The 15,021-nt window shown below is 64.1% G+C and carries 14 protein-coding genes and 1 tRNA gene; 11 read left to right on the forward strand and 4 right to left on the reverse strand.

All coding sequences use genetic code 11. The annotated features are described in order from the left end of the window. Positions 1–14 precede the first annotated feature (14 nt). Positions 15–1,055 carry a class II aldolase/adducin family protein gene (locus FJ943_RS05555; protein WP_015315476.1) on the reverse strand — a complete coding sequence of 347 codons (1,041 nt, stop codon included), beginning with the start codon at positions 1,053–1,055 and terminating at the stop codon, positions 15–17. 179 nt (positions 1,056–1,234) lie between these two features. On the opposite strand from FJ943_RS05555, the gene FJ943_RS05560 reads away from it, so the two are divergent. From FJ943_RS05560 to FJ943_RS05600, 9 genes are all read left to right on the forward strand, one after another. Beyond that, positions 1,235–2,017: a DeoR/GlpR family DNA-binding transcription regulator gene (locus FJ943_RS05560; protein ID WP_015315477.1), complete on the forward strand. Its 783-nt coding sequence runs from the start codon at positions 1,235–1,237 to the stop codon at positions 2,015–2,017. Next, the gene (locus FJ943_RS05565) at positions 2,014–3,393 is read left to right on the forward strand and encodes an FGGY-family carbohydrate kinase (RefSeq protein WP_140720176.1); all 1,380 of its coding nucleotides are present in this window, start codon (positions 2,014–2,016) and stop codon (positions 3,391–3,393) included. The genes FJ943_RS05560 and FJ943_RS05565 overlap by 4 nt, the downstream gene beginning before the upstream one ends. After that, positions 3,390–4,934 (forward strand): sugar ABC transporter ATP-binding protein, encoded by a 1,545-nt coding sequence (locus tag FJ943_RS05570; RefSeq protein ID WP_140720178.1) that lies wholly within the window; start codon positions 3,390–3,392, stop codon positions 4,932–4,934. The genes FJ943_RS05565 and FJ943_RS05570 overlap by 4 nt, the downstream gene beginning before the upstream one ends. Next, on the forward strand, positions 4,931–5,929 hold the full coding sequence (locus FJ943_RS05575; RefSeq protein WP_140720180.1) for a ribose ABC transporter permease: 999 nt from the start codon (positions 4,931–4,933) through the stop codon (positions 5,927–5,929). Before FJ943_RS05570 ends, FJ943_RS05575 begins: the two co-directional genes overlap by 4 nt. 80 nt (positions 5,930–6,009) lie before the next feature. Next, positions 6,010–6,948 carry an ABC transporter substrate-binding protein gene (locus FJ943_RS05580; protein ID WP_140720182.1) on the forward strand — a complete coding sequence of 313 codons (939 nt, stop codon included), beginning with the start codon at positions 6,010–6,012 and terminating at the stop codon, positions 6,946–6,948. Positions 6,949–7,059: 111 nt separating this feature from the next. Then, complete coding sequence (locus FJ943_RS05585) at positions 7,060–7,953, forward strand: sugar phosphate isomerase/epimerase (RefSeq protein ID WP_140712809.1); 894 nt, start codon at positions 7,060–7,062, stop codon at positions 7,951–7,953. A 125-nt stretch (positions 7,954–8,078) separates the two neighbouring features. Continuing rightward, positions 8,079–8,432 carry a cupin domain-containing protein gene (locus tag FJ943_RS05590; RefSeq protein ID WP_015315483.1) on the forward strand — a complete coding sequence of 118 codons (354 nt, stop codon included), beginning with the start codon at positions 8,079–8,081 and terminating at the stop codon, positions 8,430–8,432. A gap of 267 nt (positions 8,433–8,699) precedes the next feature. Then, complete coding sequence (locus FJ943_RS05595; protein WP_140720388.1) at positions 8,700–9,170, forward strand: DUF2231 domain-containing protein; 471 nt, start codon at positions 8,700–8,702, stop codon at positions 9,168–9,170. A gap of 209 nt (positions 9,171–9,379) precedes the next feature. Further along, positions 9,380–10,264, forward strand: a complete 885-nt coding sequence (locus tag FJ943_RS05600) for an MBL fold metallo-hydrolase (protein WP_140720184.1) — start codon at positions 9,380–9,382, stop codon at positions 10,262–10,264. A 60-nt stretch (positions 10,265–10,324) separates the two neighbouring features. Here the strand turns inward: FJ943_RS05600 and FJ943_RS05605 are convergent, their stop codons facing one another. Beyond that, on the reverse strand, positions 10,325–11,194 hold the full coding sequence (locus FJ943_RS05605; RefSeq protein ID WP_140720390.1) for an NmrA family NAD(P)-binding protein: 870 nt from the start codon (positions 11,192–11,194) through the stop codon (positions 10,325–10,327). Positions 11,195–11,297: 103 nt separating this feature from the next. Here FJ943_RS05605 and FJ943_RS05610 point away from each other — a divergent pair, with 103 nt between their 5' ends. Next, positions 11,298–12,188 carry a LysR family transcriptional regulator gene (locus FJ943_RS05610; RefSeq protein ID WP_140720186.1) on the forward strand — a complete coding sequence of 297 codons (891 nt, stop codon included), beginning with the start codon at positions 11,298–11,300 and terminating at the stop codon, positions 12,186–12,188. A gap of 64 nt (positions 12,189–12,252) precedes the next feature. Here the strand turns inward: FJ943_RS05610 and FJ943_RS05615 are convergent. Then, positions 12,253–12,329, reverse strand: a tRNA-Arg gene (locus FJ943_RS05615). Positions 12,330–12,415: 86 nt separating this feature from the next. Then, entirely contained in the window at positions 12,416–13,579 is a 1,164-nt protein-coding gene (locus FJ943_RS05620; protein WP_015315488.1) for a M20 aminoacylase family protein, read from the reverse strand. Between the two features lie 237 nt (positions 13,580–13,816). Between FJ943_RS05620 and FJ943_RS05625 the strand changes: the two genes are divergently transcribed. Then, positions 13,817–14,983, forward strand: a complete 1,167-nt coding sequence (locus FJ943_RS05625; RefSeq protein ID WP_015315489.1) for a D-alanyl-D-alanine carboxypeptidase family protein — start codon at positions 13,817–13,819, stop codon at positions 14,981–14,983. Positions 14,984–15,021: the final 38 nt, after the last annotated feature.

The raw sequence follows: 15,021 nt of genomic DNA on the forward strand, positions 1-15,021 counted from the left end.
TCGTCCGTTCCTTGTCAGGCCGTGCCGGCGGCGTTGAGCTTCTGGCGATACTGCTCGGCGTCCCAGTTGACCAGTTCGTCATTCTCGGCGGCCGTGAGATAGTTCAGCCGCGCCTTGCCATCGACGCGCGCGGTCACGTCGGCCAGGCAACGCTGCATGGCGTCGGCACCGGCGCTGGCGTCGCCGCGCATCAGCACGCCGGCGCCGGGAAACAGGATCGCCGGTGGCGCCGCGCCGAGCCGCGCGACGACGCCGGCCACGTCCTCGCCCGGCCTCGCCAGGACCGAGCCCTGGCCAAGGAATATGACATGGTCCGGATAGAGGCTGCCGGCCTCGGCCATGTGCAGGCTTTCCGCATCGATCGCGACAGCATGCGCTTCGATATCCGCCGGTAACCGGTAGTCGCCGGCTAGCGTCGTCAGGGCGGCGATGTCGGGTGCGGCGGTCGCGCGCGCCGGCCGCGCCAGCAGCGACCGGACGCGGTGCAGCAAGGCCTGTGCGTCGGGGACGGTTTCCGCGGCGACCACCAGTCCGTGATTGCCAAGGATCAGTACGTCGACGCCGGGTCGCAATCTCTCGGCAATGCCACGGGCGAGCGGCAGGCCCGGCCGGAAATAGGGCACCCAGGCCCATTCGATGCCGCCCAGCCGCTTGGCGACCTCGGCCTCGCCATCGGCTTGCACGGCCAGCGAAATCGTGTCGACGCAGTGGACGTGCAGAACCACGCGTTGCGGCATCAAGGCATGCACCGTGGTCTCGATCGACGGACGCAGGCCACGCGGATTGAGGTCTTCGATGGCGAAAGCCTGTGGCTTGTCGGCGGCCGGGTCGCGCCGGTCGACGGCCTCCAGCAGCGGCGCCATCGCCACCGGCACCATGATGTCGTCGCTGAGCGCGTCCTTCAGCCAGGTGCCCGAAGCCTTGATCCACAGCGTGTCGCCGGCCTTCAGCGAGGTGTTTCCGCCCGCCGCCTGCGTCATATGCGGGTTCAGCCCGATGCTGGCCGAAAGCGCCCGCAAGGCAGCCAGTTCCTGTGCATCAGCTTGGGTTGCCATGGCCCTTTTCTCCAACGCTTGCACAAAATCCCGTCGTCGGGACCGGTGTTGGCGTTGGTATCGCAGATGTGAGTGATCTGCGTCAATAGTGATCTACTATCGTCAAAAGCGGCTTGCAATCCAACTAATGTTGAGTAAGTTGCACCAATTGCCATAGAAATGGCGTCAGGGAGGAAAGGTTGAGCGACCTCGGCCGCCAGCGTCAGATCGTCGAATTGCTGCGGGATCGCCCGTTTGCCTCCGTGCGCGAGTTGCAGGAGCGGCTCGGCGTTTCGGCGGCGACGGTCAGGCGCGATATCGACCGGATCGACGAGGCCGGTGAGGCCCGCAAGGTCTATGGCGGCATTTCGGCGCTCGATGGCGCCTCGCATGCGGGCGTCGCCTATGCCCGGCCCTATGACGAGAACCGCGACCTTGCCGTCGAAGCCAAACGGCAGATCGCGGCGGTCGCCGCGACCATGGTGCGCGATGGCGACGCGGTCATCGTCCATGGCGGCTCGACCTGCTTCCATCTCGGCGTCAAGCTCGCCGACCGCAACATCCGGCTCTACACCAATTCGATGCCGCTCGCGGCCTATCTCAGCGACCATGGCCATTGCAGCCTGACGGTTGCCGGCGGCGATCTGCACCGCGAACCCGGCATCATCCATTCGCCGACCCAGGCGACGTCCTTCTATGCTTCGAAATTCTTTCTCGGCACGCAAGGGCTCAACCAGGAAGGGCTGCTGGAATCGCATCCGCTGCTGGTGCGGTCCATCGTCGAGCTCAGCCTGTGCGCCGATCAGATCGTGGTGCTGGCCGACAGCCGCAAGCTGTCGATCCACGCGCGCAACGTCGCGCTGCCGCTGTCGCGCATCGGCACGCTGGTGACCGATGACGGGCTCTCCGATGCCGATGCGCGCATGCTGGAGGACGCCGGCGTCATGGTGCGGATCGCTTCAACCTCGGGAGCCCTCGCGTGAACGTGGCAGTTCTCGACTTCGGCAAGACCAATTCGAAGCTGTTCGTCTTCGGCCAGGACGGACGCATTCTCGACGAGCGCCGGACGCAACCGAAATGGGCGCGCCAAGGCGGCTTCAGCGTGCTCGACGAGGCCGCCCTCCATAACTGGGCGTTCGGTGCCGTCGCCGACGCGGTCGAAAACCATGGTGTCGAAGGGGTGATGGTGTCGGGCCATGGCTGTACCTTCGCTCTTGTCGACGACAAGGCGCTGACCCATCCGATCCTCGACTACGAACAGGAGCCACCGGCCGAAATCGCGGCGCGGATCGACCGCCGCATCCCCGATTTCGGCGAGACGTTCTCTCCCCGCCTGCCGCTCGGCTTCAACTATGGCCGTCACATGCTATGGCTGCAGGAAGTCGATCCCGACGCGTTCGCGGCGGCGAAATGGATCCTCGGCTATCCCCAGTACTGGAGCTGGCGCCTTGGCGGCCGGCCGGTCTGCGAAGTCTCCTATCTCGGCTGCCATTCGCATTTGTGGGCACCGCGCAAACGTGATTTCTCCTCGCTGGTCGACGCCGAGGGCTGGCGTGGCCAGATGCCGGCTTTCGAACGCGCCGGCGCCGTCATCGGCGAGCAGCGCTTCGGTGGTGCCGGGCGCCCGGTCGCCATCCACAACGGCGTTCACGACTCCAATGCGGCGCTGCATGCCTATCGCCGCCAGGAGCTCGGCCCGCTGACTGTCGTGTCGACCGGCACCTGGGTCGTCGTGCTCAACCCCGACTGTCCGCTCGAAGCGCTCGACCGTGAGCGCGACATGCTGGTCAATGTCGATGTCGACGGCGGCCCAGTGCCGACCATCCGCTTCATGGGCGGGCGTGAATTCGCCGCCATCAGCGACGGCTGGCAAGGCCCGATCCCGCATCGCTCGATCCAACAGGCGATCGATGCCGGCCTCATGGCGCTGCCGAGCTTCGCGGCGGGCGGGCCGATGCCGGATCGCCCCGGCCGGTTGGCCGGGCGCACGCCCGATGCCGGTGAACGCGCTGCCGTGGCGCTGCTCTATGTGGCGCTGATGATCGATCTCTGCCTCGACCTCATCCATTCCAACAATACTGTCATCGTCGATGGCGGGCTGAACACTGGCGGCTTGCTCGCCGGGCTGCTGGCGCAGCTGCGTCCCGGCCAGGGTTTCCTGCAAGGTGCTTCGCTCGAAGGCAGCGCCACGGGTGCCGCCGCGCTCGCCTTCGAGAGCGTGGGGCGCGACTTCGCCGCCGAGCCGCCGGAGCCGGTGCAGGCGACGCGATTCGGCGGGCTTGCCGGCTATCGCGACGCCTGGCGCGATCTCATTGCCGGGCATGGTGCCGCCGCCAAGGCGGCGGGTGGTGCACGATGAGCGCGGCGGTGCGGACGCTAGCGGCGCGCCAGCCGGTGCTGGAGATGCGCCACATCTCGAAGACCTTCGGCGCGATCCGTGCCCTGCAGGACGTCTCGCTCAGCGTCCACGCCGGCGAACTGCATGCGCTGATGGGCGAGAACGGCGCCGGCAAGTCGACGCTGATGAAGGTGCTGTCCGGCGCCTATCGGCCGGATCCCGGCGGCGAGATCCTGATCGATGGCGCGCCCGCCGCGACCGGCGATCCGATCAAGGCGCGTGCTGCCGGCATCGCGGTGATCTACCAGGAGCTGTCGCTGGCGCCGAACCTGACGGTGGCGCAGAACATCTTCCTCGGCAACGAACCGCGCCGCTTCGGCATCGTCGACCGCGACCAGTGCAACCGGCGCGCGACCGAGATCGTCGATCGGCTGGGTGTCTCGTTCTCGGCGCGTGCGCTGGTCTCCGGCCTGTCGCTCGGCGAGCGCCAACTGGTCGAGATCGCACGGGCGCTGTCGACCAATGCGCGCATCATCGTCATGGACGAGCCGACCACATCGCTGACCTCGCGCGAGACCGACCGCCTTTTCGAGGTGATCGCGACGCTGAAGGCGCAAGGCATCGCCATCATCTACATCAGCCATCGCATGGAAGAGGTCTACCAACTTGCCGACCGCGTCAGCGTGCTGCGCGACAGCGGCTATGTCGGTACGCTCGAGCGCGCCGACCTCAATGCCTCGCGCCTAGTGTCGATGATGGTCGGCCGCGATCTTTCCGCCTTTTACAAGAAGGATCATCGCCCTCCAGACGGAAAACGCGCCATCGCGCTCTCGGTGCGCGGCATGTCCGACGCGCATCTGCTGAAGAACTGTTCGTTCGATCTTCATCACGGCGAGGTGCTGGCATTGGCCGGCCTCGTCGGCTCGGGCCGCACGGAGCTTGCCCGGCTGATCTTCGGCGCCGACAAACGCAGCGCCGGCACGATGGAGCTCGATGGCAAGCCCATAACCATCGGCTCGCCGCGCGAGGCGCTCGATGCCGGCATCGCTTACCTCACCGAGGACCGCAAGGAACTCGGCCTGTTCCTCGATATGTCCATTTCGGACAACATCAGCATGGGCGTACTTGTCAGGGACGCGCGAGCCGGCGGCCTTCGCGATTTCACGGCCGCCGACAGGCGTGCGGCAAAGGCCATCGCCGACCTGTCGATCCGCACCAACTCGGCGCAGGCCAATGCCGGCTCGCTGTCGGGCGGCAACCAGCAGAAGGTGCTGCTCGCGCGCCTTCTGGAGACCGAGCCGAAGGTCGTCATCCTCGACGAGCCGACCCGCGGCGTCGATGTCGGGGCCAAGTCGGAAATCTATCGGCTGATCGACAATCTCGCCAACCGGGGCATCGCCATCCTGATGATATCAAGCGAATTGCCCGAGGTGATCGGCGTCGCCGACCGCGTGCTGGTGATGCGCGACGGCGCCATATCAGGCGAGGTGACGGCATCCGAAGGCGAGCCGCTTCGTCAGGAAGCGATCATGGAACTTGCGACGGGAGCGTCTCAGCGATGACAGACAGGACGACCGCGACGAAGAGTGTGGATCAGGCGGCGGTCAGGAGCCGGCGGCTGCGCACCACATTTGCCGCCCTTGGCATGCTGCCCGTGCTGGTGCTGCTGGCGGCCGGCTTCCAGTTCATCAACCCGCGCTTCCTCACCGGCACCAACCTGCTCATCGTCACGCAGCAATCGTCGATCAACATCGTGCTTGCCGCCGGCATGACATTCGTCATCCTGACCGGCGGCATCGACCTGTCGGTCGGCTCTATCCTCGCGGCGGCCGCGATGGTGGCGGTGCTGGTGTCGCTGGTGCCGGACTGGGGCCTGCTCGGCGTGCCGGCGGCCATCCTGGCGGGGCTCGGCTTCGGGCTCATCAACGGGCTGCTCATCGCCTATATCAGGTTGCCGCCGTTCATCGTCACGCTGGGTTCGCTGACAGCCGTGCGCGGCATTGCCCGCCTGCTCGGGCAGGACACGACGGTGTTCAACTCCGACCTGCCGTTCGACTTCATCGGCAACGGCTCGGTGCTCGGCATTCCCTGGCTCGTCGTCATCGCCCTGTCGGTGGTGGTGCTGTCCTGGCTGGTGCTGAAGCGCACGGTGCTCGGCACCTGGATTTATGCCGTCGGCGGCAATGCCGAGGCAGCTCGACTGACCGGCATCAAGGTGCCGCTGGTGCTGCTCTTCGTCTATGGCGTTTCCGGCCTGCTTGCCGGCCTTGGCGGCGCCATGTCGGCGGCAAGGCTCTACGCCGCCAACGGCCTGCAGCTCGGGCAAAGCTACGAACTCGACGCCATCGCCGCCGTCATTCTCGGCGGCACCAGTTTCGTCGGCGGCGTCGGCTCGATCTGGGGCACGCTGATCGGCGGCCTGATCATCGCGGTGCTCTCCAACGGCCTCATCTTGGCCGGTGTCTCTGACATCTGGCAGTACATCATCAAGGGATTGGTCATCATCGTGGCGGTCGCCCTCGACCGCTACCGGCTCCAGGCAGGAGCAAGAACGTGAGTGACCTAGTCGCCGGCATCAACGACCGGCTTGTGTAACGCACCGTGAGAGGCGCGGGGCATCAGGAGGAAGTAAGCGTAATGAAGACCATCGCCAAACTGCTCTGCGGCGCCGCCCTTGCGGCCGTCGTCATCGCGCCGGCATCGGCCAAGGACCTCAACAAGGTCGGCATCTCGGTCGGCCTGCTCGGCAACCCCTTCTTCGTCGCCACCATCAAGGGCATCGAGGACGCGGCCAGGAAGATCAATCCGAAGGTCGAGGTGACGTCGGTATCGGCCGACTACGACCTCAACAAGCAGGTCTCGCAGGTCGATTCCTTCATCGCCGCCGGCGTCGACGTGATCATGCTGAACGCGGTCGACGCCAAGGCGATCGCTCCGGCGGTGAAGAAGGCGCAGGCCGCCGGCATCATCGTCGCGGCCTTCGACGTTTCGGCGCCCGGTGCCGACGTCACGGTGATGACCAACAACGTCAAGGCCGGCGAGGAAGCCTGCCAATACCTGGTCGACCACACCGGCGGCAAGGGCGACTACGTCATCCTCAACGGGCCGGCATCGTCGTCGATCCTGGAACGGGTGAAAGGCTGCAAGAACGTGCTTGCCCAGCATCCCGACATCAAGATCCTGTCTGACGACCAGAACGCCGAAGGCTCCCGCGACGGGGGCTTGAAAGTGTTCCAGTCGCTGCTCACCCGTTTCGACAAGATCGACGCGGTGTTCGCAATCAACGATCCGACGGCGATCGGCGCGGAGCTCGCCGCCAAGCAGCTCAACCGTTCGGAGTTCATCTTCACCGCGGTCGACGGGGCGCCGGATATCGAGAAGGAACTTTCTTCCGGCAAATCGATGATCAAGGCCTCGGCCTCGCAGGATCCCTATGTGATGGCCGGCCAGTCGCTCACCATGGCGGCCGACCTGCTCGCCGGCAAGAAGCCGGCCGAGGCCACCGTACTGCTCGACCCGAAGCTGATCACGGCCGAGAACCTGAAGGACTACAAGGGCTGGACCGCGGCCCGCTAAGCCTCCCAAGGCCGGTGCGGCCGGCGCGATCCGGCCGCACCATTCTCCTCGCCGCTTAACTCTTTGTTTTACGCAATTCCGGACGGAGAATTGCTTTAACCGGAGACGATCATGTCGCGCATCGGAATCCATTCCTTCGTCTGGTCGGCAAGCTCGGCGCAGGGCGAACTCGAACGCACGCTGGCCAATACCAGGGAGGCCGGTTTCGACCTGATCGAATTCTCTTATCTCGACCCCGCCAATGTCGATATTGACGGGCTTGCCAAACGCATCGCCGATCTTGGTCTCGGCGTCGCGATCAGCATCGGATTGCCTGGTGACGGCGATATTTCGAGCGCCGACAAGGCGATCGCCGCGCGCGGCGTCGAGATCCTCAGCGACACCGTCGCGCTGACGCGCGACCTTGGCGGCAGCAAGGTCGCCGGCATTCTTTCGACCAGCCATGGCCTGCAGATCGAGGCACCGACACGCGATCAATGGAACCGCAGCGCGGCAACGCTGGCAAAGGTCGCCGAGACGGCGAAGGCAGCCGGCGTCACGCTCAACCTCGAAATCGTCAACCGCTTCGAAAGCAACCTGCTCAACACCGCCGCGCAAGGGTTGGCCTTCATCGAGGACACGGGGTCGGACAACATCTTCCTGCATCTCGACACGTTCCACATGAACATCGAGGAAGCCGATGTCGGGCTCGCCATCCGCCACGCCGCCGCCAAGATCGGCTATGTCCATATCGGCGAGAGCCATCGCGGCTTCCTCGGCACCGGCAACATCGATTTCGCAGGGATTTTCGATGCGCTGACCGCAATCGGCTATGCCGACGATCTCAGCTTCGAATCCTTCTCCTCGGAGATTGTCGACGAGAACCTGTCGAAGAAGACGGCGATCTGGCGCAATCTGTGGACCGACAACATGGCGCTCGCCAAGCACGCGCGTGCCTTCATCGGCCTTGGGCTGGAAACGGCGCAACGCAAGGCAGAGCTGGTCTCGGCACGGCACAAGCCATAACCACTCCAGCTCGCGCCGGTCAGCCCGAATGTGCGGCCGTGCCTGTTTCGCATGGCACGGCATTGCCCCCGTCATGTGCATCGGCTATCCGACCCGCAGCACACATGAAGCAAACGGAGCCCGGCATGACGAACAAGACCATCCTGAAATTCGGCGCGGTCGAGCACGCGGAAGCTGGCGATCTGCCTGGCTGGATCGCGGTCGAGGGCCAACCGACCATGCAGACCGCCGTCCAGCACACGACTTCGGATGGCAAGGTGATATCGGGAACCTGGCGGGCGTCGCCAGGCACCTATCATGCGACCTACACCGATTATGAGTTCGTGCACATGATTGCCGGCCGCATCATCATCACGCCCGACGGCGGCACGCCGGTCGAGGTCGGCCCCGGCGACGCCTTCGTGGTGGAAGCCGATTTCAAGGGCACCTGGAAGATCATCGAGCCGGTGACCAAGCATTTTGTCGTGCGGGTCGGCTGAGCCGGCCCGATCACAGCCGAAGCAAGCCCGCCATGATTCGCCATGGCGGGTAAGCACGGATTGCTTTGCGCCTATTGCGGCAAGCTATCCGCCCACGACTTCACTCAACCAGCTCCGCCACCTGACCGGTTTGTTCCCGCGCGCCTTTCCGCTTCGGAGCTCTGCCGCTTTGGGTTGTGGAACATTCAGCTGCAGCCGGCGTTTTACGTCACACTGTCTTTCAGAGATGCACCGCAGTCGCGCGCGACTGCCTTTGGAGGCATTACCATGGCCCGCAACCCGCAAAGCACGGCAAGCATTGGCGGCCACCCGATCCATCCCATGCTGATCCCCTTCCCGATCGCTTTCTTCGTCGCCACCTTCGTTTGCGACCTGATCTTCTGGCGAACAGGCAATCCGGGATGGGTGACCGCCAGTCTCTGGCTGCTTGGGGCGGGCCTGATAATGGCCGCCTTGGCAGCTCTTGCCGGGCTGACCGATGTCCTTGGCGATGTTCAAATCCGCAATTTGCGTGACGCGTGGCTCCACGCCGGCGGCAATGTGCTCGTCGTCCTGATCGAACTCTACAACTGGTACTCTCGCTATGCCCATGGCGAGACGGCGGTGGTACCCACCGGCCTGGTCCTCTCGCTGATCGTGGTTCTCATTCTTCTGTTCACGGGCTGGAAGGGCTGGGAAATGGTCTACCGTCATCGCGTGGGCGTCGCCGATGGTCCAGGCGAAGTGAGCCGACACTGAGCGCGGACGAATAGGGCCCTCTGGGCTATGCGCCATGCCCAGCCTGCCGAGCCGTCCCAGGAAGGGGCTATCGGCGACGGGTCGCCATTGCCGGACCGTGCCCGAGACCTATATCCCTAGCGAATTTGTGATCGGCCAACCCCGGAATTGTCCGCCGCACCAGCTGTCTTCCCGGTACGGTCGCGCCTCCGCGGCCAGAGGATACCCGCATGACAAGGTTCAATTCCACCAGGCTGTTGGCCACAACGACCTTGATGCTGCTCCATCACGGGCTGGCAATGGCGCAGATGCCGGCGCAGCAGCCGGATGCCAAGTCATTCAAACTTGGCACACTCGACATCGTCGCCCTGCACGACGCCCAGTTCGTCAAGCCCAACGACGGCAAGACCTTCGGCCTCGATCACAGCCCCGCGGAAGTCGGCGAGCTGCTCAAGGCGGCGGGAGCGCCGACCGATACCATCACGCTGAGCGTCGACGCCCTACTGGTCAAATCGAAGACCAGTGTCGTGTTGATCGACACGGGTGTCGGCGGCGCGCTGCAGGACAGCCTGGCCAAGGCCGGCATCAAACCCGCTGACGTCAGCGAGATATTGATCACCCATTCTCATCCCGACCACATTGGAGGGCTGGTCAAGGACGACAAACTGGCTTTTCCCAACGCCACGATAAGGATGTCTGACGTGGAGTGGGATTTTGCCAAGTCCAACAAGGATGCGGCCGATATCATCAAGGTCATTGCCGACCATGTGAAACCGTTCAAGGCCGGCGCCGAGGTCGCGCCTGGCATCACCTCGGTGGCGCTCAAGGGACACACACCCGGCCATGTCGGCTATCAGATAAAGTCCGGAAAAGAACGGCTGTTCGATATTGGCGACACGGTGCACAGCTCAATCATCTCGCTCGCCAAGCCGGACTGGGCCGTGGCCTTCGACGGCGACAAACCGGAAGGTGAGCAGAACAGGGCCAGGACCTTGGCCACGCTGGCCAAGGACCACGAGATGATCTTCGCACCGCACTTTCCGTTCCCCGGTATTGGGCAGATCGAGAAAGACGGCGACCACTTCAAATGGACGCCGAGCGACAAGCCCAAGTAGGGATTGATTCCAGCCATAGAACTGTCAGCTGCTTGAGGCTGAGTGCGAATGCGGTTGGCCTCAGACCGATGCTGCAAGCTCAGTCGCGAAGTTGCGATAGGAGTGCAGCGGGCGGCCCAGGATCCCTGTCAAACGCTCGACGTCGCCGGCCCCAGGAAGCATGCCGTCGGCGACATAGCGCTCGGCCATCAGGCGCATTTCATAGGCCATCCACTTGGGCATGATGTTCGCCAGATTCTGCTCGAACCCGGTAGGATCATCGCCGCCATAGGCAATCGGGCGGCCCAGGACATCCGACCAGATCGCCGCTACATCTGAGCCAGTCAGCGTATCGGGGCCGACCAGATTGATGATTTCGATCGGCAGCTTGCCCGGGGCCTGGTCACGACGGACCAGCTCGACGGCTGCGACCTCGGCAATGTCGCGGGCGTCGACCATGGCGATGCCCTTGGCTCCGATCGGCATCGGATAGATCCCATGGTTGAAGATGACATCCTTGATCATGAGTTCATTGTCGATGAAGTAGGCCGGGCGCAGGATAGTGGCGCTGAAGCCCATCTGTTCGATCATCCGCTCCGCGCCGGACTTCACGGCGAAATGCGGCACGTTGACGAAACGATCGCTGTGGATCACCGACAGGTAGACAACCCGCTCGACGCCTGACTCGCGGGCAATGTTCAGGGTGATGAGCGCCTGGGTGAATTCGTCCCCCGACACCGCGTTGAGCAGGAACAGTGTGTTGACGCCAGCAAACGCTTTGCGCAGCGAGTCGATATCGAGCAGTTCGCCTTGCACGACCCCTACAACGGCCGGAAAGTCAGCCTTCGAGATGTCACGAACGAGGACGCGCACATCGGCGCCGCGCTTGACGAGCTGCTGGACGACTTGGCGGCCGACACGGCCAGTGGCGCCGGTAACGAGGATAGTCATGATTGTTTCTCCGAGTTGGGTTGCTTGACGACCCCAATATGAGTGGTTCACACATGGGCCAATAGGTGTGATATTTGAACGCAGCGTATCACTGGTGGAACACATGGATCTGCTTGCTCTCGCTGATTTCGTCATCGTGGCGCGCCACGGCGGCTTCGGGCGTGCCGCCCGCGCTGCCGCTCGCCCTAAGGCGACGCTGTCGCGTCGGGTCGCGGAGCTTGAGGCCAGCCTTGGTCTGCGCCTGTTCGAACGCGGCGCACGCATGCTCAAGCTGACGGAGGAAGGGCGCGCGCTATACGAACGTGCGGGCCGGCTGCTTACCGAACTCGACGAGACAGCCGCAGCGATCTCCTCGGGAGGTGAAAGGCCGCGAGGCAGGTTGCGGATCAGCGCGCCACTGGTTTTTTCGCAGACCGCGATGGGAAAGATCGCCGCCGGGTTCGCCCTGAAGTATCCGGAAGTGAGGCTCGATGTGTCGACGGAAGACCGCTCCGTCGACATGATCGAGGAGGGATTTGATCTGGTGATCAGGGTCAATCCCGATCCGGATGACAGCCTCGTCGGACGAGTCTTCCTGCGCGATCGGCTGGTGGTCGTGGCAAGCCCTGACCTCGCGCGGCCGCCCGGGCACCACCCCGCTCCCGCGGTCGTGCGCACGGCCGGCGATCGACCGATCTGGGCCGTGAAGACGCCCACTGGCCGGGCAACTATCGCGATCCAGCCAGTTCTGACCCTGTCATCGTTGATCATGGTCCGGGGTGCGGTGCGAGCGGGGGTCGGTGCGGGCCGCCTCCCCGTGTCGCTTGTCAGCCACGACATAGCTGACGGCTCGCTGATCCATTGGGGTGATGTCGAGGGAGGCGACATCACCTTGTGGGCGCTCTACCCGTCCAGGCGGCTGCTAAGCGCTCGGGTGTCCGCGTTCCTCGACTACCTCAAGCAGGCATTCCCGATGGGGACGCCCGATGAATTGGCCGCCTATGTCGGCAAGTGACGTGTAGAAAGCGGGTCGCCAACCGGGCAGCTTACTGCACGTAGCCATCGTAAAATTGAAAGCATGGTGATCCCGACAGGAATCGAACCTGTGACCTACAGATTAGGAATCTGCCGCTCTATCCTACTGAGCTACGGGACCACGCGGCCCGACACATAGCCGCTTCGGATCGTTTCGCCAAGAGGGCCGGCCGAACGCAATTCGGCCGGCGCTTTATAAGACCGGCCTCAGGCGGCTAGCGCCGTCTCCGCCAGTTTCACCCAATAGCTCATGCCGTGCGGGATGGCTTCGTCGTTGAAGTCGTAGGCCGGATTGTGGAGACCGGCGGTCTCGCCATTGCCGATGAAGATGAAGGCTCCAGGCCGGGCTTCCAGCATGTAGGAGAAATCCTCGCCGCCCATCACCGGCTGGATCTCGCGGTGCACCTGGGCATCGCCCGCCACGTCGGCGGCCACATCGCTGGCGAAGACCGTCTCATCCGCATGATTGAAAGTCACCGGGTAGTTCGCGTCGTAGTCGACCTCGATCGTCGCGCCGTAGGCGGTGGCAAGTCCCGCGCAGATGGCGCGGATCCGCTCTTCCGACTTCCTGGCCACTTCCTTCTTCAGCGTGCGCACGGTGCCGGCGATCTCGGCCGATTCCGGGATGATGTTGTAGGCGTCGCCGGCGTGGAACTTGGTCACCGACACCACCACCGCCTCGACCGGATCGGTGCTGCGCGAGGCGATCGTCTGCAAGGCGCCGACCAACTGGCTGGTGATGACGATCGGATCAATCGTGCCGTGCGGCATCGCCGCATGGCCGCCCCGGCCTTTCACGGTGATGGTGAATTCGGCCGTCGCCGCCATGATCGGGCCCGGACGGATGGCGAACTGGCCGACCGGCAGGCCGGGCATGTTGTGCATGCCGAACACTTTAGCGATGTCGAAACGCTCCATCATGCCGTCCTTGACCATCTCGTTGCCGCCGCCGCCGCCTTCTTCCGCCGGCTGGAAAATCACCGCCACGGAGCCCGTGAAGTTGCGCGTCTCGGCGAGATATTTCGCCGCGCCGAGCAGCATCGCGGTGTGGCCGTCATGGCCGCAGGCATGCATCTTGCCCGGAACGGTCGAGGCGTAGGGCTTGCCGGTGATCTCCTTGAGCGGCAGTGCATCCATGTCGGCGCGCAACCCGATTGTGGGGCCTTCCCCCTGACGGCCGCGAATGATGCCGACGACGCCCGTCTTGCCGAGGCCGGTCACCACATCGTCGCAGCCGAACTCTTTCAGCTTTTCGGTGACGAAGGCCGCCGTCTTGAAGACATCGAAGTTCAGTTCTGGCGTCTGGTGCAAATGCCGTCGCCAGCCGGCGACTTCGTCCTGCATTTCGGCGGCGCGGTTGAGGATCGGCATGATGGTTCCATTTCGTTGTTGGTGCAGCCGGCTTCAGCCTGGTGGTTTGCAATTGGGTGCGGGGTGCCTTGCAATTGTGATTGTCAGGCGCTTTGCCATGTTGGCGTCACATAGGGTAAATAGCACCGCAATAATGCGGTCCGGTTTTTGAGGGTCGGATCCTTATGCTGGCGGTCACGTAATGAAATCTTACGGAGCCAGGGGCAATCAGGGCAAGAGGCGATTTCGGATTCGATCATGCGGTACAGGCATTTCCTCAAACTATTCCCGGCTGGCGCAATCATGCTGTCCGTCCTGGCTGGGCCAGCGCTGGCCAATCCGGTGGTGGTCTTCGACCTGAAGAGCGGCCAGATCCTGCAGCACCAGGATGCCTTCAAGCGCTGGTATCCGGCCTCGCTCAGCAAGCTGATGACCGCCTATGTGACCTTCCGGGCGATCGCGGCCGGAGAAGTCCAGCTCGATTCGCCGATCAAAGTGACCAAACATTCCGCCGGCGAACCGCCAAGCAAGATGGGTTTCAAGCCCGGCTCGGTGATGCGGCTCGACAATGCGCTGAAGATGATGCTGGTCAAGTCGGCCAACGACATCGCCATGGCGGTCGGCGAGAATGTCGGCGGCTCGCAGGCCGCCTTCGCTGAAAGGATGAATGCCGAGGCGGCTAGGCTCGGCATGAACGGCACCCATTTCGTCAACCCGAACGGCCTTTACTCGCCCGACCAGTACACGACGGCACGCGACCTTTCGATCCTGGTGATGGCGATCCGCCGCGAGTTCCCGCAATATGCGCCGTGGTTCTCGATCGAGGGGCTCGCGGTCGGCAATAGGGCCATTCCGAACTACAATCTCCTGATCGGCCGGTATCCCGGCGCCGACGGCATGAAGACCGGCTTTGTCTGCCCGTCGGGCTTCAACATGATCGGGTCGGCGACCCGCAACGGACGTACGCTGGTGGCGGTCGTGCTTGGCGAGAAGTCGGCGGTCAGCCGCGCCGAAGCCGCGGCCAAATTGCTCGATCAGGGCTTTGACGCACCTGCCGCCGGGTCCACCACCGTCACCACGCTCGCTCCCTACGGTGATCTGATCTCGCCCAACGACATGCATGACGAAGTCTGCAAGAAGAAGAGGAAGGCGGAGCAGTCCGAGGCGCCGCCGCCGGCCGCCGCCAAGGACCAGCCTAAATCGCCCTATCGGGAGAAGCTCGACCATGTGCCGACACTGGTTGCCGTCGGCCTTGGCGGCGCCACGGGTCCGGCGCCGAAGGCGATCCTTGACGAGGGCGCGCAGGAATATGCCGACGTGCCAATCCCGACCTGGCGGCCCGACAAGCCGGTCCCCGCCGGCACGGGCCCGAAAGTCGTGGGTGCCGCCGCCCAAGGCGACCAGCCGGCCAAGGTCGCGAATTAGAGCACGATCCAAAAAGTGAAATCCGGCTTTCGCGAGAG

The organism is Mesorhizobium sp. B2-3-10 (assembly GCF_006442275.1).
Classification (GTDB): Bacteria; Pseudomonadota; Alphaproteobacteria; order Rhizobiales; family Rhizobiaceae; genus Mesorhizobium; species Mesorhizobium australicum.